The organism is Burkholderia diffusa, assembly GCF_902499115.1.
In the GTDB taxonomy this organism is placed as follows: domain Bacteria; phylum Pseudomonadota; class Gammaproteobacteria; order Burkholderiales; family Burkholderiaceae; genus Burkholderia; species Burkholderia diffusa.
Map to the genome: position 1 here is coordinate 1 of NZ_CABVPN010000004.1, position 22476 is coordinate 22476.

At 66.0% G+C, this 22476-nt stretch carries 17 protein-coding genes and 1 rRNA gene; 9 read left to right on the plus strand and 9 right to left on the minus strand.

All coding sequences use genetic code 11. The features are described 5' to 3' along the window. Positions 1–253: 253 nt before the first annotated feature. Positions 254–366: ribosomal RNA gene (gene rrf / locus BTE28158_RS04940) — 5S ribosomal RNA — on the plus strand. 420 nt (positions 367–786) lie between these two features. Next, entirely contained in the window at positions 787–2211 is a 1425-nt protein-coding gene (locus tag BTE28158_RS04945; RefSeq protein WP_151050759.1) for a DHA2 family efflux MFS transporter permease subunit, read from the plus strand. A 261-nt stretch (positions 2212–2472) separates the two neighbouring features. On the opposite strand, the gene BTE28158_RS04950 is transcribed toward BTE28158_RS04945, so the two are convergent. From BTE28158_RS04950 to BTE28158_RS04960, 3 genes are all read right to left on the minus strand, one after another. Further along, positions 2473–3216 (minus strand): 2OG-Fe(II) oxygenase, encoded by a 744-nt coding sequence (locus BTE28158_RS04950; RefSeq protein WP_124629506.1) that lies wholly within the window; start codon positions 3214–3216, stop codon positions 2473–2475. A gap of 290 nt (positions 3217–3506) precedes the next feature. Further along, positions 3507–5099, minus strand: a complete 1593-nt coding sequence (locus BTE28158_RS04955; protein ID WP_151050761.1) for an inorganic phosphate transporter — start codon at positions 5097–5099, stop codon at positions 3507–3509. 223 nt (positions 5100–5322) lie between these two features. Then, entirely contained in the window at positions 5323–6231 is a 909-nt protein-coding gene (locus BTE28158_RS04960; protein ID WP_151050763.1) for a LysR family transcriptional regulator, read from the minus strand. Positions 6232–6358: 127 nt separating this feature from the next. Here BTE28158_RS04960 and metE point away from each other — a divergent pair, with 127 nt between their 5' ends. Further along, a complete protein-coding gene (metE, locus tag BTE28158_RS04965; RefSeq protein WP_151050765.1) occupies positions 6359–8653 on the plus strand; it encodes a 5-methyltetrahydropteroyltriglutamate--homocysteine S-methyltransferase in 2295 nt (764 codons plus the stop codon). A gap of 161 nt (positions 8654–8814) precedes the next feature. Here metE and BTE28158_RS04970 read toward each other — a convergent pair whose 3' ends face one another. Together BTE28158_RS04970 and speB are read right to left on the minus strand one after the other, a co-directional pair. Next, on the minus strand, positions 8815–10140 hold the full coding sequence (locus BTE28158_RS04970) for an MFS transporter (RefSeq protein WP_059464556.1): 1326 nt from the start codon (positions 10138–10140) through the stop codon (positions 8815–8817). 53 nt (positions 10141–10193) lie between these two features. Continuing rightward, complete coding sequence (gene speB / locus BTE28158_RS04975; RefSeq protein ID WP_124629501.1) at positions 10194–11150, minus strand: agmatinase; 957 nt, start codon at positions 11148–11150, stop codon at positions 10194–10196. Between the two features lie 139 nt (positions 11151–11289). Here speB and BTE28158_RS04980 point away from each other — a divergent pair, with 139 nt between their 5' ends. Continuing rightward, on the plus strand, positions 11290–12201 hold the full coding sequence (locus BTE28158_RS04980; protein WP_059598734.1) for a LysR family transcriptional regulator: 912 nt from the start codon (positions 11290–11292) through the stop codon (positions 12199–12201). A gap of 68 nt (positions 12202–12269) precedes the next feature. Here the strand turns inward: BTE28158_RS04980 and BTE28158_RS04985 are convergent, their stop codons facing one another. Continuing rightward, complete coding sequence (locus BTE28158_RS04985; protein ID WP_044848788.1) at positions 12270–12734, minus strand: Lrp/AsnC family transcriptional regulator; 465 nt, start codon at positions 12732–12734, stop codon at positions 12270–12272. Between the two features lie 134 nt (positions 12735–12868). Here BTE28158_RS04985 and BTE28158_RS04990 point away from each other — a divergent pair, with 134 nt between their 5' ends. From BTE28158_RS04990 to BTE28158_RS05000, 3 genes are all read left to right on the plus strand, one after another. Then, a complete protein-coding gene (locus BTE28158_RS04990; RefSeq protein WP_059598733.1) occupies positions 12869–13492 on the plus strand; it encodes a LysE family translocator in 624 nt (207 codons plus the stop codon). Between the two features lie 242 nt (positions 13493–13734). After that, complete coding sequence (locus BTE28158_RS04995) at positions 13735–15330, plus strand: S53 family peptidase (RefSeq protein WP_151050767.1); 1596 nt, start codon at positions 13735–13737, stop codon at positions 15328–15330. A gap of 75 nt (positions 15331–15405) precedes the next feature. Next, entirely contained in the window at positions 15406–17082 is a 1677-nt protein-coding gene (locus BTE28158_RS05000; RefSeq protein WP_124629498.1) for a S10 family peptidase, read from the plus strand. A gap of 79 nt (positions 17083–17161) precedes the next feature. On the opposite strand, the gene nadE is transcribed toward BTE28158_RS05000, so the two are convergent. From nadE to BTE28158_RS05015, 3 genes are all read right to left on the minus strand, one after another. Further along, positions 17162–18010 (minus strand): NAD(+) synthase, encoded by an 849-nt coding sequence (nadE, locus tag BTE28158_RS05005; protein ID WP_151050769.1) that lies wholly within the window; start codon positions 18008–18010, stop codon positions 17162–17164. A gap of 231 nt (positions 18011–18241) precedes the next feature. After that, positions 18242–19111 (minus strand): DMT family transporter, encoded by an 870-nt coding sequence (locus BTE28158_RS05010; protein WP_174919728.1) that lies wholly within the window; start codon positions 19109–19111, stop codon positions 18242–18244. A gap of 253 nt (positions 19112–19364) precedes the next feature. After that, positions 19365–19550, minus strand: a complete 186-nt coding sequence (locus tag BTE28158_RS05015) for a hypothetical protein (RefSeq protein ID WP_006752380.1) — start codon at positions 19548–19550, stop codon at positions 19365–19367. 205 nt (positions 19551–19755) lie between these two features. On the opposite strand from BTE28158_RS05015, the gene BTE28158_RS05020 reads away from it, so the two are divergent. After that, positions 19756–20514 carry a DeoR/GlpR family DNA-binding transcription regulator gene (locus tag BTE28158_RS05020; RefSeq protein WP_059598728.1) on the plus strand — a complete coding sequence of 253 codons (759 nt, stop codon included), beginning with the start codon at positions 19756–19758 and terminating at the stop codon, positions 20512–20514. Positions 20515–20618: 104 nt separating this feature from the next. Beyond that, a complete protein-coding gene (locus BTE28158_RS05025; protein WP_151050624.1) occupies positions 20619–22445 on the plus strand; it encodes a phospholipase D-like domain-containing protein in 1827 nt (608 codons plus the stop codon). Positions 22446–22476: the final 31 nt, after the last annotated feature.

Here is a 22476-nt window from a genome sequence, read left to right on the forward strand (position 1 = left end):
CAGGTGTGTAAGCGCAGTAATGCGTTCAGCTAACTGATACTAATTGCCCGTAAGGCTTGATCCTATAACAAGTCTGTTTCGACAGTCGTTAGCGCTTCAGCGCTTTACGAATGTCGAACGTCGAGTGCAAGGCACTCGACGTACAGCGGTTGAACTACCGCGTATGTGTGAGATACAACCTCACAACCCAACGAAATTACTGCTTCTTCCAAGATTGGTTCTGTTGGCCACGCCAGCAGAACAACCCTCTTTGCCTGATGACCATAGCGAGTCGGTCCCACCCCTTCCCATCCCGAACAGGACCGTGAAACGACTCTACGCCGATGATAGTGCGGATTCCCGTGTGAAAGTAGGTAATCGTCAGGCTCCCTAAGCCAGAAACCCCCGCCCGAAAAGGCGGGGGTTTTTGCATTTCGGCGTCGAAAATGAATACGAGCGAAACGACGAGTGCAAGGCGGTTGGAGCTGGCATCCAGCCATGGTGCTGTGATGGCCGATGATGAGCGACATTGATCGATGATCGTCGAAAAATGTCACTTTCGAGCAAAATGCGCCCGAATTGATGTTTCCGTCCCTCGACGTGTCGTGCCGACCTGATCGCGTACGCCATTCGGTGACTGCAGCACGATATCGTCATAAAAATCTATGCGCATAAAGTCCATTCGCGCATGCCCGGCAGAGCAGACCAGCAGCCCATCAGGGTAATATCACCATTCATCCCGATTCCTGGCGTTCATCTGCATAGCCGGCACTCGGTGTCCTTCGTATTTCGTTTCCCGCACCATTCATGATTAATAGCCCTGCCCACCGTGGTAGGACGACCGACTTCTTGCCGTATCTGGTCGCTGCAACGTTCTTCATGGAGTATCTCGACACGACCGTGATCGCGACCGCGCTGCCTCAGATGGCACGCTCGTTCGGCGTCGGTCCGAACGCGCTCAGCCTCGGGATAACGGCCTATATGCTGGCGCTCGCGGTGTTCATCCCGATCAGCGGCTGGATTGCGGATCGTTACGGCTCGCGCACGGTGTTTGCCACCGCCATCTTCGTATTTACCGGCGCGTCGGTGCTGTGCGGGCTGTCCGAGGGCGTGATGACGTTTACGGCCGCGCGCCTGCTGCAGGGCGTCGGCGGGGCGATGATGGTGCCGGTCGGACGGCTGATCGTCGTTCGCAGCACCGAGAAGGCCGAGCTGATGCGCGCAATCGCGACGATCACGTGGCCGGGCATCGTCGCGCCAGTCGTCGGGCCGCCCATCGGCGGCTTCATCACGACCTACGCGTCATGGCGATGGATCTTCCTGCTGAATGTCCCGTTCGGCATTGTTGCGCTCGTCTGTACCTGGCTGATCGTCCGGAACACACGTGCTGACGAGCAACGGCCGCTCGATTGGGTCGGCTTCGTGCTGGGAGGCGCTGCGCTGACCTGTCTGCTGATCGGTACCGAAGCGGCTGGCCAGCAGGACGTCGACTTCACGCGCGCGGGTATTCTGGTGGGCGCGAGCGTGCTGTTCGGCATCGCCGTGTGGATGCACGGGCAACGCTGTGCGCATCCGCTGCTCGATTTCTCGACGCTGAAAGTGCCGACATTCTCGGTGACGGTGATCACCGGCTCCATCACGCGGATGGCGATCAACGCCGTGCCGTATCTGCTGCCGCTGCTGTTCCAGATCGGCTTCGGGCTGTCGCCATTCCAGTCCGGCCTACTGTTGCTCGCGAGCGCGCTTGGCAATCTTGGGATGAAGGCGGGAACGTCGCGGATCCTCGACCGATTCGGGTTCCGGCGCGTTGCGCTCGTCGACGTGACGATCGCAGGTCTCTTCACGATCGCGTGTGGCTGGCTGACAGCGTCGACGCCGCTGGCGGTCACGCTGTTCGTCGTATTCGTCTACGGGCTCACGCGGTCGATGCAGTTCACGACGCTCGCGACGTTGGCATATGCGGACATTCCTGCTCGACAGACGAGCGCGGCCAGCACGCTGTGGAGCGCGGCGCAGCAGATGACGATCGGGATGGGGATTGCATTCGGTGCGTTGTCGCTGCGGTTGGCGGCGTTGGTGCGTGGCGACGCGGCCGGCATGCATTACGTGCTCGACGATTTTCGCTGGGCGTTCGTTGCGGCGGGCGTGCTCGCGCTGCTGACGTTGCCCGGCTATGCCCGGCTGGCTTCCAATGCTGGCGATCACCTCCGGGCAAATGCGGCCCGCGGGTAAGCAGGATTTCTCATTGCATTGGCGTCGCGACGGGTGTGGGCTTCAGATTATTGAAGCTCACTCGAAACGTCGATCCGTCATGGCGACGATCGTCTGAAGTGCAGTGCGCCCCGTCGCCCGTTACCACCAATGATGCGCAGACCGTGCGGTGGCGGCACGGCACAACACAACGATCCTTGCGCAATGATGCGCGGTGCCTGTTGCGCCAACTCATCCGCATGCCGAATGGCGAGACAACATCACGTTGCACCCCGCAGGCCGTCACTGTGCGTCATGGAAGATGATGCCGACCGTGTGGCGGTGGCCGCTTCGGATTCTGCTCACGCCATGGCGCAGGTTGACGCGATAGACGCCGCGCGTTCCCTGCACGGGCCTGCCGTGGACGGCGAAGAACACCGCATCGCCTTGCGTCAGCGGCACCACTTCCGCGCGTGACTGCATGCGTGGTCGCTGTTCCGTCAACACGAACTCGCCGCCCGTGAAATCCCGACCAGGTACCGACAGCAGGATGGCGACCTGAAGCGGAAAGACATGCTCGCCGTACAGGTCCTGATGGAGGCAATTGTAGTCGTCGGGACCGTATTGCAGGATCAGCGGCGTCGGTCGTGTCTGTCCCGCCGCGTGGCAGCGATCGAGGAATGTCCGGTGCTCTTTCGGATAGCGGACGTCGATCCCGAGTGCCTGGTTCCAGCGATTGGCGATCGGCGCAAGATGCGGGTAGAGCGTCATGCGTAGCGCGGCGACGACGCCAGGCAGCGGATACGCGAAGTACTTGTATTCGCCGCGCCCGAAGCCGTGCCGTGCCATCACGATGCGCGAACGATAGAGCGCATCCCGCGGATAGAGCGAGGCGAGCGCGTCGCACTCGCTTGCGGAGATCAGGCCCGGTACTCGCGCACATCCGTAGCGACCGAGCTCGACATCGACGGTCGGCCAGTCGATTGTATCGACGCGTTGCGCGATGTCCGTCGATTCGACGGCAGGTTGCAGATTGGCGATATTCACGGGCGTACCTCGGTTCGTCAGCGATGTGGCGCCGTACGCTCGCACGGAATATTCGCAAGCGTCGCATGCACGGTTGAAGCCACGATGAAAGTTGATGAACCCAGTCTAGCGGCGTCCGTGTGCCGGCGCGCTCCAGATCTTGCGCTTCAATCTGGAAAGGCCGAAAAGGCAAGGACGTGGCACGAACCCATCGAATGCCGAGAAGTGTCGAAGCGGAAAAGCGGAGAAGCGACGGCGAAATCTTCCACGGCAGGCGACCGGCTCTCACCGGCCACCCACCGTTTGCCCGATCACGCCACTGACCGGAACAACCAGTAGAGCCCGCCTGCCAGCACGATCGACGCGGGCAGCGTCAGCACCCACGCGAGCACGAGGCTGCGCACCGTGCTCCACTGCAGCCCTGATCCGTTCGCGGCCATCGTGCCCGCAACGCCCGACGACAGCACGTGCGTCGTCGACACGGGTAGCCCGTACACGTCGGCGGCACCGATCGTCAGCATCGCGACGAGTTCGGCCGACGCACCCTGCCCATACGTCAAATGCTGCTTGCCGATCTTCTCGCCGACGGTCACGACGATCCGCTTCCAGCCGACCATCGTGCCGAGGCCAAGTGCGATCGCGACGGCGACTTTCACCCACGTCGGAATGAACTTGGTCGCGTGGTCGAGTTGCTTGCGATAGTTGTCGATGGCGAGTTTGTCGTCGGCGGCGAGCGCGGGCTGCCCCGACTTCTCGATCAGGCGAATCGCTTCGGATACCAGATACATCGTGTTGCGCACGTTGTCGACGTCGCGTTGCGGCACCGCCGCCATCGACCCCGACGTGCCGACCGCGGTCGCGAGCATCGTGGACAGCTGTTGCACGGCAGGCAGCACGGCGGGCGTCAGTTCACGATGCTGCACGTAGTGTTCGACGTCGGCGCGCGGGTTCGCGGACGGCGCGACGCCGTTCGTATACTTCCCGAACGTCGCGGCAGCCTGGTTCGCGACGGCGACGAACGTCTGCGTTTCGGCTGGCGTGACGGCCTTGTTCAGCGCATACGCGGTCGGCACGGTGCCGATCAGGATCAGCATGATGAGGCCCATCCCTTTCTGCCCGTCGTTCGATCCGTGCGCGAACGATACGCCTGTGCAGGTCAAGATCAGCAGGCAGCGAATCCAGAACGGCGGCGGCTGATCCTTCGGCGGCTCCTTGTACAGATCGGGAATCCGCACGAGCGCCTTCAGCACGAGCAGCAGCAGTGCCGCGCACAGGAAGCCCACGATCGGCGAGAACAGCAGCGACTTGCCGACACCGAGCGCCTGGCCCCAGTCGACGCCGCTTGTGCCGGACGGTCCGTGCATCAACTGGTTCATCAGACCGACGCCGATGATCGACCCAATCAGCGTATGCGAGCTCGACGACGGTAGCCCGAAATACCAGGTCGCGAGATTCCACATGATCGCGGCGATCAGCAGCGCGAACACCATCGCGAAGCCCGCGCCGCTACCGACCTGCAGGATCAGTTCGACCGGCAGCAACTGCAGGATGCCGAACGCGACGACCCCACTCGAGACCATCACGCCGAGGAAGTTCCACATGCCGGACCAGATCACCGCGACGTTGGGCGTCAGCGAGTGGGTATAGATCACGGTGGCCACCGCGTTCGCGGTGTCGTGGAAGCCGTTGACGAATTCGAAGCCGAGCGCGATCAGCAGCGCGGCGCCGAGCATGAGGTACGGGAACAGCGACCCTTCGCGGACCGGCGACAGATCGGCGATCAGGTGCGTGGCGATATAGGCGGCGCCGAATGCGAGCACCAGCAGGAACACGGCATAGCCGACCTGCCTGGTGCGTTCGACTGAACCCGAATTGTTCGGCGCGGACGAAGCAGGATGATTCATGACGGCATCTCGTAAAGGAACCGCGTCCGATCCTAGCTTTCGCTAGCAGTCAGTTTGATGACAGTACGGACGGCGAATCATGGTCTTACGGATGTGTAAGGGGGCGGTGCCGTAACGTCGTGACGCAACATGTCGTGCACGGCTCGCGTCGTCGTCCATATAGTGAACACGAGCCTGCGCACCGACATGCGGACTGCCGACAGTGCATAGTGTGCGAACGCGGCTAGCGCAGCATGCGTGGCGCACTCCACGTCGATTCGCGCGCCAGCGCGACGAATGCGGCCAAATAGTCGATCGACGCATCCGCCTCGCGGATGCCGAGGAAGATCTGTTTCGCAATGCCCTTCTTGCCGAGCTTGACCGGCACCACCGGCATCCGGTCCGCGTATTCATCCGCAAGCCACCTCGGCAGCGCGGCCACGCCCCGGCCGCTCGCCACCATCTGCAGCATGATGTCGGTCGTCTCGATCGACTTGTGGCGCCGCGGCACGATGCCGGCTGGCGTCAGGAACTGGTTGTAGATGTCGAGCCGGTCGGTTTCGACCGGGTAGGTGATCAGGACCTCGTCGGTCAGCTGCTCGGGCGTCACGTAGTCGGCGTTCGCAAACCGATGCGCATCCGCGACCACGAGCACCTGCTCGTAATCGAACACGGGATCGAAGCGCAGCCCCGGCTTGTTGAGCGGGTCGGGCGTCACGAGCACGTCGATGTCATGGCCGAACAGCGCGCCGATGCCGCCGAACTGGAAGCGCTGCTTCACGTCCACGTCGACGTCCGGCCAGCGCGACAGGTACGGCGACACGACCTTCAGCAGCCACTGGTAGCACGGATGGCACTCCATCCCGATGCGCAGCGCGCCGCGCTCGCCCTTCGCGTACTGCTTCATCCGCTCCTCGGCGAGTTCGAACTGCGGCAGCAGCCGGTTCGCCAGCTTCAGCAGATACTGCCCGCCCTGCGTGAGCCGAAGGCCGCGTCCTTCCCGGTCCCAGATCGGCGTACCGAGCTGCTGCTCGATTTTCCGGACGGTATGGCTGAGCGCCGATTGCGTGAGATGCAGCGCATTGGCGGCCGCGGTCAGCGAGCCTTGGCGCTCGACTTCGCGGATCACGACGAGATGGAATCGTTCCAGCATGGAGATCGTTCACCCAACAGATACATGAACAACTTTAATGGATGAATGAAATAATGCCATTTTATTTCATGGGATGAAATCCCTATGATGGCTGCCGGATCTTCAATTTCTTCTGGATGGCAGCTTCATGGTTACGACACACAACCTCGGTTTTCCGCGCATCGGCGCGAAGCGCGAACTCAAGTTCGGTCTCGAACGCTACTGGAAGGGCGAATCGTCGCGCGATGAACTGAAGGCCCTCGGCGCCGAACTTCGCCAACGCCACTGGAACGACCAGCGCGACCTCGATCTCGTACCGATCGGCGATTTCGCGTTCTACGATCAGGTGCTCGACATGAGTTTCACGCTCGGCAACTTGCCGAAGCGCGTGCAGGACTTCCATGGCGACGCGCTCGACAACTATTTCCGCGTCGCGCGCGGCCGTTCGGCGCAGTCGGCGGAAGAACACGCGGCATGCTGCGGCGGTGTCGCCGCCGGTGAAATGACGAAGTGGTTCGACACGAACTATCACTACATCGTGCCGGAGTTCCACGCGGACACGAACTTCTCGCTCGATCCGTCGCGCCTGCTCCAGCAACTGGCGCAAGCGCAGGCGCAGGGCGTGGCCGCGAAGCCCGTGATTCTCGGCCCCGTCACGTATCTGTGGCTCGGCAAGGCGAAGGACGATTCCGATCGCCTTGCGCTGCTGCCGAAGCTGCTGCCGGTATATGGCGCGCTGCTCGATACGCTGACCGCGCAGGGTGTCGAATGGGTGCAGATCGACGAACCGATCCTCGTCACCGAGCTCGACGCCGAATGGCGCCTGGCACTGCGCACCGCGTACGACACGCTCGAGACGCGCCGCATCAAGCTGCTGCTCGCGACGTACTTCGGCCAGCTTCAGGACAACCTGACGCTCGCGGCCTCGCTGCCGGTCGACGGCCTGCATATCGATGCGATCAACGCCCGCGACGAAATCGACGCGCTCGTGCGCGAACTGCCGGCCGACCGCATCCTGTCGGTGGGCGTGATCAACGGCCGCAACATCTGGAAGACGGACCTGAACGCGACGCTCGACTGGCTCGAACCGCTCGCGAAGCAACTGGGCGACCGCTTGTGGCTCGCACCGTCGTGCTCGCTGCTGCATGTGCCGGTCGATCTCGCGAGCGAGGAGAAGCTCGACGCGGAGATCCGTGCATGGCTTGCGTTCGCGCTGCAGAAACTCGACGAACTGAAGGTGCTCGCGACCGCGCTGAACGAAGGCCGCGACAAGGTGGCCGACGCGCTCACCGCGAACGCCGCCGCGATCGAAGCGCGCCGTCGCTCGCCGCGGGTGAACAACCCGGCGGTGAAGGCCGCGATCGCACGCATCGACGCGCAACTCGGCAACCGCGCGAGCCCATACACGCAGCGCGCGCCGAAACAGTCGGCGCGCCTGAGTCTGCCGGCGTTCCCGACGACGACGATTGGCTCGTTTCCACAGACCGCCGAGATTCGCCTGGCGCGTAGCCAGTTCAAGGCGGGCGCGCTGGATGAAGCCGGCTACCGCAAGGCGATGCAGGCGGAAATCGAGCGCAGCGTGCGCGAGCAGGAGTCGCTCGAGCTCGACGTGCTGGTGCACGGTGAAGCCGAACGCAACGACATGGTCGAATACTTCGGCGAGCAGCTCGACGGCTATGTATTCAGCCAGTTCGGCTGGGTGCAGTCGTACGGTTCGCGCTGCGTGAAGCCGCCGATCCTGTTCGGCGACATCAGCCGCCCGAAGGCGATGACGGTCGAATGGATCGCGTATGCGCAGTCGCTGACGAGCAAGCCGATGAAGGGCATGCTGACCGGCCCGGTGACGATCCTGAACTGGTCGTTCGTGCGCGACGACCAGCCGCGTTCGGTGTCGTGCTACCAGCTCGCGCTGGCGATCCGCGACGAAGTGCTCGATCTCGAGAAGGCCGGCGTGCGCGTGATCCAGATCGACGAGGCCGCGCTGCGCGAAGGGCTGCCGCTGCGCCGCGCGCAATGGGGCGAGTACCTGCAGTGGGCGGTCGAGTCGTTCCGCATCGCCGCGAACGGCGTGCAGGACGATACGCAGATCCATACGCACATGTGCTATTCGGAGTTCAACGACATCATCGCGTCGATCGCCGACATGGACGCGGACGTGATCACGATCGAGACGTCGCGCTCGGACATGGAGCTGCTCGACGCGTTCGACAGCTTCAGGTATCCGAACGAGATCGGGCCGGGCGTGTACGACATCCACTCGCCGAATATCCCGACGCAGGATCACATCGTCGGCCTGATGAAGAAGGCGGCCGAGCGGATTCCGGCGGAGCGCCTGTGGGTGAACCCGGACTGCGGGCTGAAGACGCGCCAGTGGGCGGAAGTGATTCCGGCGCTGACGAACATGGTCGCCGCCGCAAAGACGCTGCGCAGCCAGGTGCGATAACGCGCGAACGCTGGGTGTACGCCGTCGCGATCGACGATCGGATGGCAACAAGCGGCCCGCATGTGTGGGCCGCTTGTTCGGCGGGGGGGGGGGACATTGCGGCGTACCGCGGTACGCGCACCGCAAGCGGGCAGGCGATGCCGCCTGCCCGCTGCGTGAGGTTACGCGGTGCGTGCGCCGCGCGGCAGCGCTTCGTCCGCCTTGCCGGGCGCGCCGGCATCGTCGATGCTGACGCGGCGCGAGATCAGCCACACGCACACCGACGACAACACGGCGGCGCTCGTATACTGGATCGCGAGCGGCCACCATTGCGGCGCGGTGTTTTGTGCGATCAGCGTGGCGACGAGCGGCGTGAGGCCGCCGGCGATCGCGCCGCACACTTGGTACGCGATGGAGATCGCCGTGTAGCGGATGCGCGCGATGAAGATGCCGCTGACGAAACCAGCGACCACCGAGTAGTAGCCCGATTCCGCGAGCGTCGCGAGGCCGACGCCGACGGTGATCGACAGCGGCGTGCCCATGTGCACGAGGGGCAGCATCACGAACGGTACGATCGCGGCCCAGGCGCCGGTGATCAGCAGCACGCGGGTCGTGCCGAAGCGCTGCGCGATGAACGCGGCCGCGAGCTGCACGACGAACTGCAGCACGGCGACGATCGTCATGCAATGCAGCACCATCGACCGGTCGAGCGACAGGAACTGCGTCGCGTAGCTGATCATGAAGATGTTGCTGAAATACACGCCGGCGATCCCGTACACGTTCGCGCCGATCGCGAGCAGCAGCAGCGGCCAGTACTTGAGTGCCTCGCGCACCGGGTTCTGCGCGGTGTTGCCGCTCTTCCTGACTTCCTCGAACTCGGGCGACTCGGACACGCTCGCGCGGATCACGAAGCCGACCGCCAGCAGCACGGCGCTCGCGAGGAACGGCACGCGCCAGCCCCAGCTCATCATGTCGTCCTTCGACAGCGTGCTGATCGCGCCGAACGCGAGCATCGACAGGATCAGGCCGCTCGCGCTGCCGAGCTGCGCGAACGACGCGAAGAACGTGCGCTTGCCTTCGGGTGCATGCTCGCCGGCGAGCAGCACCGCGCCGCCCCATTCGCCGCCGACCGCGATACCTTGCAGCACGCGCATCAGAACCAGCAGGATCGGTGCGATCACGCCGGCTTGCGCATGGGTCGGCAGCAGGCCGATCGCGACCGTCGACACGGCCATCAGCATCAGCGTCGCGAGCAGCGAGCGCTTGCGGCCGAAGCGGTCTCCGAGATAGCCGAACATCACGCCGCCGAGCGGCCGCGCGAAGAAGCCGACCGCGAACGAGCCGAACGACGCGAGCAGGCTGACGAAACGGCTTTCGCCGGGAAAGAACAGCGGCCCGAACACGATGGCGGCGGCGGTCGCGTAGCTATAGAAGTCGTACCATTCGATCGTGGTGCCGACGAACGAAGCGAGCGCAGCCCGCTTCGGTTGCTTGATGGCAGTCCCCATCTGTTATGTGCTCCTCTGGAATCCTCTGATTTTGAATAGGTTGTGCGCCGGGATCAGTCGCGGTACGCGACGCCGGGCAGCACGCACAGCAACTCGTAGGCGAGGTTCGCGCCGAGCAGGGCGGTGGTGCCGAATGGGTCGTAGGGCGGCGCGACTTCGACGAGATCACAACCGACGATATTCAGCCCCTTCGCGCCGCGGATGATCTCGAGCGCCTGCGGCACCGTGAGGCCGGCGATTTCCGGCGTGCCGGTGCCCGGTGCGTAGGCCGGGTCGATGCCGTCGATGTCGAAGGTGATGTAGACGGGCGTGTCGCCGATGCGCGCGCGCACTTCTTCCATCAGCGGCGCGAGCGACTTGTTCCAGCACTCCTCGGCCTGGACCACGCGGAAGCCCTGCTCGCGGCACCAGTCGAAATCCTCGGCGGCGTAGCCGGTGCCGCGCAGGCCGATCTGCGTGACCTTGTCGCCATGCAGCAGGCCTTCCTCGACCGCGCGGCGGAACGGCGTGCCGTGCGCGATCTTTTCGCCCATCATCGTATCGTTCACGTCGGCGTGTGCATCGACGTGGATCAATGCAACCTTGCCGTGCTTGCGGTGGATCGCGCGCAGGATCGGCAGCGCGATCGTGTGGTCGCCGCCGAGCGTGATCGGCTTGCAGTCGTGCGCGAGAATCGCGTCGTACGCGGTCTCGATGCGCGCGATGGAATCGTGCAGGTTGTACGGGTTGATCGCGACGTCGCCGATGTCGGCGATCTGCAGCGAATCGAACGGCGCGGCGCGCGTGGCCATGTTGTAAGGGCGCAGCAGCACGGATTCCGTGCGGATCTGGCGCGGGCCGAAGCGTGCGCCGGTGCGATTGGAGGTGCCGAGGTCGAACGGCACGCCGACGAAACACGCGTCGAGGCCGGCAGCGCTCGTCACGTGCGGCAGGCGCATCATCGTCGCGATGCCGCCGCTGCGCGGCATTTCATTGCCGCCGAGCGGCTGGAAATGGGTGTGGTCGTTCATGGGCTTGTCTCTTCCGATGTGGGGTTGCCGTATCATTCGACGCGGCTTGGCGCATAGTTTTACGCGTCCGGCGGGAAAGAAGAATGCGAAGATATCGACGTAAACATCGATTTTCATCGATGTATGGAAGGGGAATAGCGTGCTGGGGAATCTGTCGACCCTCGATCTGCGGTTGATCCGCGTGTTTCTCGCGGTCACGGACGCGGGCGGCGTGTCGGCGGCGCAGGCGATGCTGAACGTCGGCCAGTCGACCATCAGCGCGCAACTGTCGTCGCTCGAGACGCGGCTCGGCTACCGGCTCTGCGAGCGCGGCCGCAGCGGCTTCCGGCTCACGCCGAAGGGCGAGCGGTTCCACGCGATGAGCCGCAAGCTGCTCGCCGCGCTCGACGAATTCGGGATGGCCGCGCGGCACATGGACCGCCAGCTGGTCGGTACGCTGAGTATCGGCCTGATCGGCCATACGCCGGTCAGCCAGAACGCGCGGATCGCGGAGGCGATCGCCGCGTTCCGCACACGCGACGAGGCCGTGCGCTTCTCGATCTCGGTGCGTGCGCCGGGCGATCTCGAGGAGAAACTGCTGAACGGCGAGATCCAGATCGCGGTTGGCTACTTCTGGCATCGCGTGCCGACGCTGCACTACACGCCGCTGTTCATCGAGCGGCAGGTCGCGTACTGCGGTCGCGGCCATCCGCTGTTCGAACGCGCTGGCGCGCTGACGCCGGCCGACGTCGCGGGATTCGAATGGGCCTGGCGCTCGTATCCGCTGCCGGAGGCGCAGATGTCGACGACGCCCGATCGCGTGAGCGCGACCGCAGACAACATGGAGGCGGTCGCGCTGCTGATCCTGTCAGGCCATCACCTCGGCTACCTGCCGCAGCACTTCGCGGCGCCGTATGTCGCGCAGGGGCTCCTCGCGCCGCTCAACCCGGATCGGCTGCATTACGAGGTCACGTTCCACATGGTCGTGGCGCGCGACGGGCGCGGCGATCCGCTCGTCGAGGCGTTCCTCGAGGATCTCGAGCGCGCGCACCAGTCGCCCGACGTCGTGTGAGGCCGCGTGAGGTCGGACAACGCCGGCAATGTGGACGAGTGTCACGCCGGAGCGAGCCGCTGTCTGCATCACGGCACCGGCAACCCCGCATCGTGTTTCACCTCCCGCAACGACAGCGCCGATTCGATCGACGTGACGCCAGGCAGCATCCGCAGCGAGTCGCGCAGGAACGTGCCGTAGTCGTCGAGATCGCGCGCGACCACTTGCAGCAGGTAGTCGGCCGTGCCCGCGACGTTGTGGCACGCGAGGATCCGCTCGATGCCGAGCACTTCCCGTTCGAACCGGTCGGCGACCTTGCGATCGTGCGTCGCGAACCGAACCAGCACGAACGCGACGACGCCGAAGCCGAGCGCCTGGCGTGACAACTGCGCGCGGTAGCGCTCGATGTAGCCGTCGTTTTCGAGACGTTTCAGGCGCCGCGCGCACGGCGTTTCGGACAGGCCGACGGAATCGGCGAGACGCGCGATCGGCAGGCGGCCGTCGCGCTGCACCGCGGCGAGAATCGCGCGATCGGTTTTGTCGAGTTCGGTCATGTTGGCGGAATCCTTGTCTGGATTCCGTGATTGTGGCGGATTCCGCTATGGATCGCCAATTCTGAGCCAAAGATGGCCAGTAATCCCTCTACCTTCAGCGGCAACATATCGTCATTGAAGGACGGGGGCAGACCATGATTTCCACGCATTTGCTGTTGATTTATCTCGCCGCGCTGGCGGCCATCTACGCGGTGCCCGGGCCCGACATGGCGCTCGTGCTGCAGACCAGCATCGGCCGCGGCGTGCGCCCGGGCATGGCGGCGGCGGCCGGCCTTTCGCTGTCGCGCACCGCGCACGTGACGCTCTCCGCGTGCGGCGTCGCGGCGCTGATCCGCAGCGCGCCGTGGCTGTACGAGGCGATCCGTTACGGCGGCGCGCTTTATCTCGCGTACGTCGCGATCCAGGTGTTCCGCTCCCCGGTGTTCACACTCGGCGACGGCGACGAGGCGGCCCCGGGCGAGCTGCGGCAGTCGTTCTTCAAGGGGCTGCTGACGAACTTGCTGAATCCGAAGGCGCTGCTGTTCTGCTCGGTGTTGCTACCGCAGTTCGTGCGCCCCGAGGCCGGGCCCGTCGTGTGGCAGATGTTCGAGCTCGGCGCGCTGCTGGTCGCGGCCGGCGTGTGCTTCGACCTCGCATGCGTGCTCGGCGCGTCGCGCATCGCGGCGTGGATGCGCGCGCATCCGCTCGCGCAGACGGTCCAGCGCTGGACGTTTTCCGCTGCGCTCATCGGGTTCGCGCTGCGGCTGTCGATGGATTGAGCCGCATCGTCACATCGCTGCCGCTCGGCAGCGATGTGACGATCGACAGAGGCCGCGTGCAATGCCGGCCTTCGTGGCCATGTCCCGCCGCAGAAGGGCGTGCGCGCAAATCGTCTGACTGATCTAAACTCCCTTCAACTTCGCGCATTCGCGAACCGACTGACCGAACGGAACCGACTTCCGCCGGCCATGTCCGATTTCCTGGCTGTTCCGTGCAACGCGGTACCAAGGAGGGTCTGAACATGGCAAGGCATCTTCACGCCGACCGTGAACCCCGAATCGTCGCCGAGTCCAAGTGCCTCGGCCCGTGCGATCCGGCAGAACGCATCCACGTCACGATCATGTTGCGGCGGCAGGAAGAAGGGCAACTCGATACGTTGGTTCACCAGCTCGCCGCCGGCGACGCGCAAGCGAAACCGGTGTCGCGCGAAACCTTCGCGCAACGCTTTTCCGCCAATCCCGACGACATTCGCAAGGCCGAGGACTTCGCGCGTCACCACCAGCTGACGGTCGATCGCGTCGATCCCGTTGAAAGCGTCGTCGTCCTGTCCGGCACGATCCAGCAGTTCGAAGCCGCGTTCAGCGTCAAGCTCGAGCGCTTCGAGCATCAGTCGATCGGCCAGTATCGCGGCCGCTCCGGCCCGATCGCGCTGCCCGACGATCTCGGCGATGTCGTCACGGCCGTGCTCGGCCTCGACAGCCGCCCCCAGGCGCGGCCGCACTTCCGGCTGCGACCGCCGTTCAAGCCCGCACGCGGCGGCGCGGCGGGCGTCACGTTCACCCCGATCCAGCTGGCGTCGCTGTACGGCTTCCCGGCCGGCGACGGTGCCGGGCAGTGCATCGCGATCATCGAGCTCGGCGGTGGCTACCGCGCGGCCGACATCCAGCAGTATTTCCACGGGCTCGGCATCAAGACGCCGCCGACGCTCGTCGACGTGAACGTCGGCACCGGCCGCAACACACCGACCGGCGACCCGAGCGGCCCGGACGGCGAAGTCGCGCTCGACATCGAGATTGCCGGCGCAATCGCGCCGGCCGCGAAGATCGCCGTCTACTTCGCGCCGAACAGCGACGCGGGCTTCGTCCAGGCCGTCAACGCGGCCGTCAGCGACAGGACCAACAAACCGTCGGTGATCTCGATCAGCTGGGGCGGCCCGGAGGCGATCTGGCAGGCGCAATCCGCGCAGGCGTTCAACCGCGTGCTGCAGGCAGCGGCCGCGCAGGGCATCACGGTGTGCGCGGCATCCGGTGACAGCGGCTCGGGCGACGGGCTGCAGGACGGCGCCGATCACGTCGACTTCCCCGCATCGAGCCCGTATGTGCTCGGCTGCGGCGGCACGCAGCTCGATGCATTGCCGGGGCAGGGCATTCGCAGCGAGGTCACGTGGAACGACGAGGCGGCCGGCGGCGGCGCGGGCGGGGGCGGTGTCAGCACGCTGTTCGACCTGCCGGCGTGGCAGCAGGGGCTGACCGTCACGCGCGCCGATGGCAGCAGCGCACCGCTCGCGAAGCGCGGCGTGCCGGACGTCGCCGGCGATGCGTCGCCGCAGACGGGCTACGAAGTGTCGATCGCGGGCACGGCCACGGTAATGGGCGGCACGAGCGCGGTCGCGCCACTGTGGGCCGCGCTGATCGCACGGATCAATGCGGCGGCGGGCGGTGCGGCCGTCGGCTGGGTCAACCCGGTGCTTTACAAGAACCCGGGTGCGCTGCGCGACATCACGCAGGGCTCGAACGGAGCGTATGCGGCCGCGCAGGGCTGGGATGCGTGCACGGGCCTCGGCAGCCCGAACGGCGCGCAGCTCGCGGCGATCCTGACGCGCAAGCCATCGAGCTGACGGCTGCGGTACACGGCTTTTCGTATGGCGCGGGCTTCCGGCCCGCGCCTTTTTCTCACCTCCAGGAGCAGCACGATGGGCATCGATTCCGCATCTTCCGGCGGCGTGTATCCGCTGCATCACGGCGACCACAATTCGCATGGCGTGCCGCCGACCATCAATCCGGTCGCGCTGAGCCACGGCCGCGACCAGCCGTTCTTCGATCCGGTCGCTTACGGCAATGGCCCCGACGACTCGGTCACCGACACGACCGAAGCGGCTGCGATCACGCACCACACGATCCTGATCGACGGCAAGCGCCTCGCGTACACGGCGACAGCCGGCCATCTCGTGACGGTCGATCCGAGCAGTTCGCAGCCGGCCGCGAAGATCTTCTACGTCGCGTTCACGGCCGACGGCGCGAAGGAGGAAACGCGGCCCGTCACGTTCTTCTACAACGGCGGTCCCGGGTCGTCGTCGGTGTTCGTGCTGCTCGGCTCGTTCGCGCCGAAGCGCATCAAGACCTCGATGCCGGGGTTCACGCCGCCTGCGCCGTACCAGATGGAAGACAATCCGGACAGCATGATCGACCACAGCGACCTGGTGTTCATCAACCCCGTCGGCACCGGCTATTCGGCGGCCGTCGCGCCGAACAAGAACCGCAACTTCTGGGGCGTCGACCAGGACGCGAATTCGCTGAAGCAGTTCATCAAGCGCTACCTGACGAAGAACAACCGCTGGAATTCGCCGAAATACCTGTTCGGCGAGTCGTACGGCACCGCGCGCAGCTGCGTGCTCGCGTACAAGCTGCACGAGGACGGCGTCGACCTGAACGGCATCACGCTGCAGTCGTCGATCCTCGACTACCGGCAGGCCGGCAACCCGGTCGGCGCGCTGCCGACCGCAGCGGCCGACGCGTGGTATCACAAGAAGCTCGGCGTCACGCCCGCGCCGACCGATCTCGGCACGTTCGTCGAGGAAGTCGCACAGTTCGCGCGTACCGACTACCTGAGCGCACTGCGCAACGTGCCGCATGCCGATCCGGCCGCCGTGCGGAAGCTGTCGGACTACACGGGCATCGACACCGCGACGCTGCAGACCTGGGGGCTCGACATCGCGGGCTACGACGCGCGTGGCAATTCGTTGTTCCTGACGACGCTGCTGCACGCGCAGGGGCTCGCGCTCGGTTCGTACGACGGCCGCGTGACCGGGATCTCGTCGGGCATCGCCGGCAAGATCGATCCGAACTCGGGCGGCAACGACCCGACGATGACGGCCGTGACGGGGGTCTACACGGCGATGTGGAACAGCTACCTGAACGAGCAGTTGAAGTTCACGTCGAATTCCGCGTTCACGGACCTGAACGACCAGGCGTTCCAGAACTGGGACTTCAGCCATATCGATCCGACCGGCGCGCAGCAGGGCATCGATGCGAAGGGGAACGTGATCCTCTATACGGCCGGCGATCTCGCCGCGGTGATGGCGCTGAACGTCGACCTGAAGGTGCTGTCGGCGAACGGCCTCTACGATTTCGTCACGCCGTTCTACCAGACCGTGATCGACCTGCAGCAGATGCCGCTCGAGGATCAGAAGGTGCGGCAGAACCTGTCCGCGCGCTTTTATCCGTCGGGGCACATGGTGTATCTCGACGGCGGTTCGCGCACCGCGCTCAAACGCGATCTCGCGACGATGTACGACGCGACGGTCAGCGATACGGGCGCGCGGATGCGGATTCGCGCACTCCAAGCGAAGAAGACGGGCGGGCACGCGTAGCGTTGCCCGTCGTGCATGTGCCGCGCGTAACCGCCAGGTTCCGCGCGGCGCGGCATGGTGTTGCGGCGACGGCGCCGGCTTACGCGGCCGGCCAGTCGAACGGCGTATACGGCAGCGCGCGCTTGTGGCGCGAGCCGTCGTAGAAGCGCAGCACCGTTTCGTACACGCTGTCGGCCACGGGTTTGCCTTCGAGGAAATCGTCGATCTCGTCATAGGTGACGCCATACGCGTGCTCGTCGGGGCGCAGCGGACGCAGTTCCTCGAGGTCGGCCGTCGGCACCTTCATCACGATCAGTTCGTCACCGCCAAGCGCGCGGGCGACCGCACGCACACGGCGCTTGCTCAGGCCGGCGAGCGGCAGCACGTCCGCGCCGCCATCGCCGAATTTCGTGAAGAAACCCATCAGCGATTCGGCCGCGTGGTCGGTGCCGATCACGATGCCGCGTCGCGCGCCGGCGACCGCGTACTGCGCGATCATGCGTTCGCGTGCCTTGATGTTGCCGTGCACGAAGTCCTGCTGTGCCGGGTTTTCGAACGCATGGCCGGAGGCGACGAGCGATGCGAGCATCGCGTCGGCGGCCGGCTTCACGTCGACCGTGAACGTCTCGTCCGCGTGCACGAACGCGAGCGCGCGCTGTGCATCGGCTTCGTCGTTCTGCACGCCGTTCGGCAAGCGCATCGCGATGAAGCGGGCGTCGTAGCCGTCGGCGCGCAGCCGTTCGACCGCCAGCTGCGCGAGCCGTCCGGCCGTCGAGGAATCGACGCCGCCGCTGATGCCGAGCACGTAGGTCCGCAAGCCGGTCGAACGAAGGTACTGCGCGAGGAAGTCGACGCGCCGGGCGATCTCGGCATCGACGTCGAAGTGCGGGGTGACGTTCAGTTCGGCGATGATCGCGCGTTGGCGGCTGGCGTAATCGGCGGATGTCATGGAGGGTGGTTCCGGAACGAAATGCAAGGCGCCCATCATAAGCGCAATCGCGGTCCGGCGCCGCGCCGGGCATGCGATCCGGCGACCGCGCGTTGCATTGGCGAGACGCGCTGCATCGTCATGGGGCAGCGCGCGGGGCGCGTCGACTCCGGCGTGCACGCGGATGCTTCGTTTCGATGCATGGAAGGGGCGCGGTGACGGACGCTTCCTGCTTTCGCTCGCTCGCCCGCGTCAGCGCCGCGCGAGCACGACGCCCGCCAGCGCGAGCCCGAAGCCGGCGAGCTGGACGGCCGCGAGCGTTTCGCCAAACAGCAGATAGCCCTGCAGGGCGGCGAGCGGCGGCGCGAGGAACAGCAACGACGTCGCGCGCGCGGCGTTGCCGCGCCGCAGCATCCACATCAGCATCGTGACCGCGCCGCCGGACAGGAACACGACGCCCCACACGAGCGATATCCACAGCGCCGGCGCGCCGATCCAGCGCGTTTCGTGCAGCAACGCGACGAAGACGGCCGCGACGATCGCCGCGCCGAGGTTCTGCACGGCGACGGCCGTGCGCAGGTCGTTCTGCGCGAGCTTGCCCTTCTGATACAGCGAGCCGGCGGTGATCGAGCCGACCGACAGGATCGACACGGCCACGACGAACCACGCGGGCGCGGCGCACGGTGGCGGCGCGACGCCGCCCGCGACCTTTGGCGCGAGCACGAGCGCGACGCCGGCGAGCCCGAGTGCCATCCCGAGCCAGCCGCGCGCGGGCAGGCGCTCGTTGAACAGCGGCACTGCGAGCACGGCGGTGGCGAGCGGCTGCAGCGCGCCGAGCAACGCCATCACGCCCGCATTCAGTCCCTGCGCGACGGCCCAGTAGCTGGCGCCGAGATAGACGCCTTGCAGCAGCGCGCCCGCGATCAGGTGGCGCGGCCATTCGCGGCGGGCCGGCCACGGCGCGCGCGCGGCGAGCGCCACCGCGCCGAACAGCACGGCCGTGCCGGCGAAACGTGCGAGCAGGAACAGGTTCGGATCGGCGTAGGGCTTGATTGCCCGTGCGACGATGAAGCCGGTGGACCACAGCGCGACGAACGCCGCGGCGACGAGCGAGGTAAACATGCGTGGCGGGCCGCGATACGGCCGGACGAATCGTGAAGTCGGCCAGTATCGGTCGAACCGGTGCCGCCGTCTTGTCGGATTCTGCACTTGCTCGTGGCGCGTGCGCGCTGCATGCGGTTGCCGTGCGCGGCGCGTTGGCCGTGGGCGTGACGTGCCGCGAGCGCGGCGGCGCGCCGGCCATTCCGTTACCGGCCAGCCGGATGAAGGTGCTGCGGCATGAAAGCGCGCCGTGGTGCGCGGACAGGACGGGCGATCAGTCGAGCGAGAACGTGTCGAGCGGCTGGTTCGCGCGCGCGTCGGTCGCGAAGCGCGCAGCGAGCTGTTCGTAAAGCCGGCGCGCCTCGTCGAGCGTCAGGTCGATCCAGTATGGATCGCCCGCTCCGTCGTTGAGTCGTTCTGGCGAAAACTGGATTTCGAGCACACTGCCTTTGCGATACATTCCCCAAGCCCCTTTATGGTTTGTCGTTCGGCGAAACGCAAAGTGTAGCAACCGCTTGCCGTGCCGATTCGCGCGCATCGGGCAATACAGAATTTCGCTTTCGTGAAACGCGACGACCGCCAGCCGCACCGCCGTCAAATGGCGGTCAAGCGGCCGTAATACAATGCTCGGCTTACCCATTACCAGTCGCCTCGGGCGCATTGCGATGCTGGCGGAACAACGTCATCAATACATTCTGTCGGAGCTCGGACGATCGGGCGCGCTGTCGGTAGCCGAACTCGTGCGCTCGCTCGACGTGTCGCGCGAGACGATCCGGCGCGACCTGAATGCGCTCGCGGCGCGCGGTCTGCTCGTGATGACGCATGGCGGCGCGCTGGCAGCGGACCGCCGCGAGCCGAGCCTGTCCGAGCGTGAAGCGGCGAACGCCGAAGCGAAGCGCACGATCGGGCGACGCGCGGCCGAATTCGTGCCCGACGACGCATCGGTGCTGATCGACTCGGGCAGCACGCCGCACGCGGTCGCGCTCGCGCTGGCCGACCGGCACCGGCTGTCGATCTACACGAACGACTGGCGCACGGCGTTCGTGCTCGCGCGGCGCAACGGCAATCGTGTGACGCTGCTCGGCGGCGAACTGTCCGACGACGAGGACGCGACGTTCGGGCTCGATACGATCCAGCAACTCGCGCAATACCATGTCGATTTCGCGTTCGTCGGCGCGGGCGGCATCACGGCCGACGGCGACTGCACCGACTACTCGCGGCTCGCGGCCGAAGTGCGCAGCCGGATGATCGCGGCCGCCGGCACGGCGATCATCGTTGCCGACCATTCGAAGTTCGGCCGCGTGACGCCGGTGCGGATCAACGGCACGTCGGCCGCGCGCTACCTCGTCACCGAGCGCGCGCCGGACAAGGCCGTGCGCCGCGCGCTGACCGCACGCGGCATCGAGCTGCTCGTGTGCGATTGACGCGCGTCCGACATACAAGGTTCATCGAACCGTCATCGCACGGGAAGAACCACCGTCAACACTGACTCATTCATCTCGACCGGGCCGCCCGGCAGGAGCAACGAATGACCGTCAGCGTACGCAGCTATCTTTCTCCGACCCTGGTCCTGCTGGCCTTCGACTGGCCCGACGCGGCGTCGCGCACCGACTTCCTCGGCTTCGCGATCCGGCGCACGCCCGGTTTCTGGGCGGCCGACGGCAAGACGCGGGCGCCGTACAGCTGGCTGCCGAACCGGCTCACGTTCGACGGCCCGGCCGCCGACACGCAGGGCGACGCACCGACCGACCAGGCGCCGATCCAGAAATTCATGTGGTGGGACGCGCGCATCGATCCGCAGGACCGCGATGCGTCATTCCGCTATGACGTCTATCCGGTCGTCGGCACGCCGGAGCACCTGCAGGTGCTCGATGCGGAGGCCGGCGTGTGCGAGGTCGAGTTGCCCGCTCATGTCGTGGATGGCGTCGGTACGTGGTTCAACCGTGCGGTCGTCAGCTCGCAGGCGTTCGCGAAGCAGGTCGCGGCACTGGGTCTCGCGCCGGATGCTGCGCCGAGCGCGGACCAGGCACTGAAGCTGCGCACGTGGCTCGCGAACGACATGGAACAGGTGTTCGCGGCGATGCTCGACCCCGCGTCGCGCGCGGTGTCGGCCGTCTATCATCTGACGGACACGCTGTGGGCGCTGCCCGCATTCGAGGCGTTCGGACGGCAACATGGCGAAGCGTCGCTCGCGATCGTCTACGACGCGCACGAGACTGCGCGCAAGGGCAAGCCGCCGCTGCCGTCGCCGAACCAGCCGGCCGTCGACGCGCTGCAGGGCCTCGCGACGCTCGCGCCGCGCGACCGGACGCACATCATGCACGACAAGTTCATCGTGACCGACGCACCGGCGAATGCGACGACCGCGGTGACGCCCACGCGCGTGCTGACCGGTTCCGCGAACTTCACGACCGAAGGACTGACGGAGCAGGCGAACGTGCTGCACGCATTCGATTCGCCGGCGCTCGCGGCGCTGTACAACGCGCGTGCGCACGCGCTGGCTGCGAATCCGCCGATCGCGGAGACGGCGAAATTGTCGGCGGGCTGGTCGGCGCCGATGACGATCGGCAGCGCGCAGGTGCGCGTCGCGTTTTCGCCGGAGCCGGCGGGGCAGCGCACCGAGATCGATACGATCGTCGCCGCGATCGCGGCCGCGAAGCATTCGGTGTCGTTCTGCCTGTTCATGCCGACCGACGCTGCGCTGCGCGACGCATGCTTTGCAGCCGGCGACCGCGGCCTGATGATGTTCGGCCTGGTGAACCGCATCAACGTCGGTAGCGCGACGAAGGCTGATGCCGCGCAGCACGACGGGCAGTCGCTCGATGCGGCGACGCTCGCGAACCTCGAGCTTTACCATCGCCAGCGCGATCGGCGCGACGTGATCGATGCCGCCTATTTTTCGCCGGCAACGGTGCCGCAGGGTTTCGAACCGGAGCTGCGCCTCTTTCCGGGCGAGCCGGCGCCGATGTATCCGCCGGTCGTGATCCACCACAAGTTCATCGTGATCGATGCGGAAGGCGCGAACCCGATCGTCTATACGGGCTCGGCGAACATGAGCCGCAACTCCGAGCAGTACAACGACGAGAACCTGCTCGAGATTCACGACACGCGGATCGCGGCGATCTATCTCGCGGAGTTCCTGCGGCTCTACGAGCACTACCGCGCGCGCGCCCTGTCGATCGAAACGAAACGGCATGGCGCCGGTGTGCAGCGGCAGCTCGCGCTCGCACCGGATTCGAGCTGGGCGAAGAAATATTACGTGGCGGGAAGCCCGGAAGAGAAGGCGCGGATCGCGCTGGCGTCGACCGTGTCGACGGACTCGCCCGCGACGCACGCGCGGCGTGAGGCGGCATGAAGAAGTGCGCGGCGTGCGTTCGGCTCGTGCC